Origin of the sequence: Archangium sp. (assembly GCF_036389735.1) — a bacterium.
Lineage (GTDB): Bacteria > Myxococcota > Myxococcia > Myxococcales > Myxococcaceae > Archangium.
In genome coordinates, this window is record NZ_DASVWK010000230.1 from 1 (window position 1) to 2,738 (window position 2,738).

At 68.6% G+C, this 2,738-nt stretch carries 2 protein-coding genes and 1 pseudogene; all 3 read left to right on the top strand.

The window, feature by feature from the left end; genetic code table 11:
* Positions 1-1,907, top strand: a 1,907-nt coding sequence (locus VF794_RS08440; protein WP_331108671.1) for a fibrinogen-like YCDxxxxGGGW domain-containing protein, incomplete at its 5' end; no start/stop codon positions are given.
* 24 nt (positions 1,908-1,931) lie between these two features.
* Entirely contained in the window at positions 1,932-2,423 is a 492-nt protein-coding gene (locus tag VF794_RS08445) for a YkgJ family cysteine cluster protein (RefSeq protein ID WP_331108672.1), read from the top strand.
* Positions 2,424-2,539: 116 nt separating this feature from the next.
* A pseudogene (locus tag VF794_RS08450) lies at positions 2,540-2,738 on the top strand (uracil-DNA glycosylase); the annotation flags it as partial.

The following is a 2,738-nucleotide window of genomic DNA, read 5'->3' on the forward strand; positions in this document are numbered from 1 at the left end:
CGCTGCTGGAGGGCGGCCCCGTTCGCTGCTGGGGCCGCAACGACTCTGGACAGCTCGGCTACGGCCACTCCCGCTCCCTCGGTGATGACGAGGCCCCCTCCGGCTCCGGCTATGTCTTTTTCGGAGGCCGGGCCGTTGAGCTGGTAGCCGGCTTCGCGCACACCTGCGCCCTGTTGGACACCGGCAAGGTGCGCTGCTGGGGCCACAATGCTTACGGCCAGCTTGGCTACGGCCACACCCGCCCCATCGGCGACGACGAGTCACCGGCCAGCGCGGGGGATGTCGACGTGGGCGGCCCCGTCCGGCACCTCGTCGCGGGCGCCTGGCATACCTGCGCCCTGCTGGAGTCCGGCTCCGTGCGCTGCTGGGGCCGCAATGACTCCGGTCAGCTCGGCCTGGGCCATGCCCGCCCCATGGGCAACGAGTCACCAGCCAGTGCGGGGGCTGTCGATGTGGGTGGCTCCGTCGTGCAACTCGCCACCTCCAGCACCAGCCAGCACACCTGCGCCCGGCTGGAGTCCGGCGCCGTGCGCTGCTGGGGCCGCAACGCCCATGGCCAACTGGGCCAGGGCCATACCCGCCCCATCGGCGATGATGAAACGCCGGCCACGGCGGGGAGTGTCAACACGGGGGGCCTTGCCCTTCAGGTGGCCACCGGCGCCGAGCACACCTGTGCCCTGCTGAGCCCCGGCGTCCTCAAGTGCTGGGGCCGCAACGAGTCCGGACAGCTTGGCCTGGGCCATACGGCCTCTCTCTCCACTCCGCCCGGCACCCCTATGAACCTCGGCGGCACCATGGCCTTCCAAGTGGCCGCGGGCGCCTGGCACACCTGTGCCCTGCCGAGTTCGGGCCAGCCCCGGTGCTGGGGTCGCAACACCCACGGCCAGCTCGGCCTGGGCCACACCTACAACCTCGGCGATAACGAAGCTCCCTCCGGCGCCGCCCTCACCACGCCGCTGCCTCCCCAGGTCGTGGAGACCTTCCAGTCCGCGGCCTCCGTCGGAGGTGGAAGCTCCCTCACCCTCCAGGTGCAGGCGATGGATCCACAGGCCAGCGGCCTCTTCTTCTCCTGGACGTCGAATATGGGAACGCTCTCCGCCGCCACGACGACCAGCGACACGAGCCAGGTGAGCTGGACGGCCCCCGCGTGCACGCCACTGGGTGTCACTCCCACGGTGACGGCCACGGTGACCAATGCATTCGGGCTCGTGACCTCCAAAGCCCTCACTCCTTCGGTGACGGCGAACTCCTGCATTCAATCCAGTTGCAAGGGCTGGTTGGCGGCCAACCCCACTGCATCGAGTGGTGTCTACACCATCGACCCGGACCTCAATGGGCCCCTCGTTCCCTTCAATGCCTTCTGTGACATGACCACGAACGGAGGGGGTTGGACGGTCCTCGAGAAGAGCCCCTATGGCAACCCGGTCGGCAGGGCGCTCTATAACGACGTGCCCGTGAACGAGGCCACCCCCGAGCTTTCGCGTCACAGGCTGTCGAAGACCCGGATGGAGGCCTTGAAATCAATCTCGACCGATATGCGCATCGACTGCCGGGGGAACGACTACCTGTTGACCGCCGCGGGCAACCTGTTCAGCGGACAGGGCGGCTCGAACAGTTGCTCGAATGCCGCCAGGATTCTCTACAAGCAAGCCTCGCTCAAGGGCAGGGTCGTGACCAACAAGGAGATGTGCACCTGGTTCATGGGCAAATCCGAGGGGTGCGCTGGGGCATGGCATATCGATGAGCATGCGCAGGCCTATCAATGCGGCCTGCCCAACTACCCCTGGAGCGGTACAGCCATCACGAACTTCGACGTCGATACTTTCGCCACGGATCCGTGGGTGGTTGATCCCTCCGGCCATGAGTGCCACACGGCGGGGGCGGTGCGACACGTACTCCTGCGATAGAAAGGGAGTACACTGGCCCTTCCCGTGTCCCTCTCCGCCCTCTGCCAGCGTTGTGGCCTGTGCTGCGATGGGAGCCTCTTCTCGCACGTCCCGCTCCGGCCCGAGGAGGCCGAGCCCGCCCGGCGCCATGGGCTCGACGTGGAGACGCTCGGGGGGGCGCCCGCGCTGCGGCAGTGCTGCACGGCCCTGAAAGACCGGCGGTGCACGCGCTACGCGGAGCGCCCCGAGGGGTGTCGCGCCTACGGTTGCCACCTGTTCAAGGCGCTGGCCTCGGGTCGGGTCTCCGCTGACGAGGCACTCGCGGTGGTGGAGCGGGCGCACACGCTGCTGTCGGCCTTGGAGAAGAGCCTGCCGCCCGACACGGACGCGCGTCCCTCCTCGGTGATGGAGCGCGCGCGCTTCGCGGACCTGTCCGAGGACGGCATCTCCCCCGCGACCCGCGGGCTGCGGGAGCAGGCCGAGGCCCACCTGGACGAGCACTTCCACGGGGGTCCGCGACACTTCGCCGGGTCGTAACCCCGGCATTTCCACTTCGAACATGGCGCCGGGCTCGACCCTGGGGTAAGCGTACAGGCGCCCTACCCATCAGGCGGTTGAACCAGGGCCCCCGGACCCATAAACGATCAGGCACCGTGAGCGAAGAAGCCCTCGATACCTCGCAGGAACTGAGCGAAGTCCTGGAGGACCTGCGCCGACACCTCCTCTGGCAGGAGGAGAACGGCGGCCGGGTGCTCCAGGTGGATGCACGCCTCGCCGCCGAGCTGCGTGCCGCGCGTCCCCAGGCGATGCTGAAGGCCCAGGCCGTGAAGGCCGCGCCTCCAGCCCCCTCGG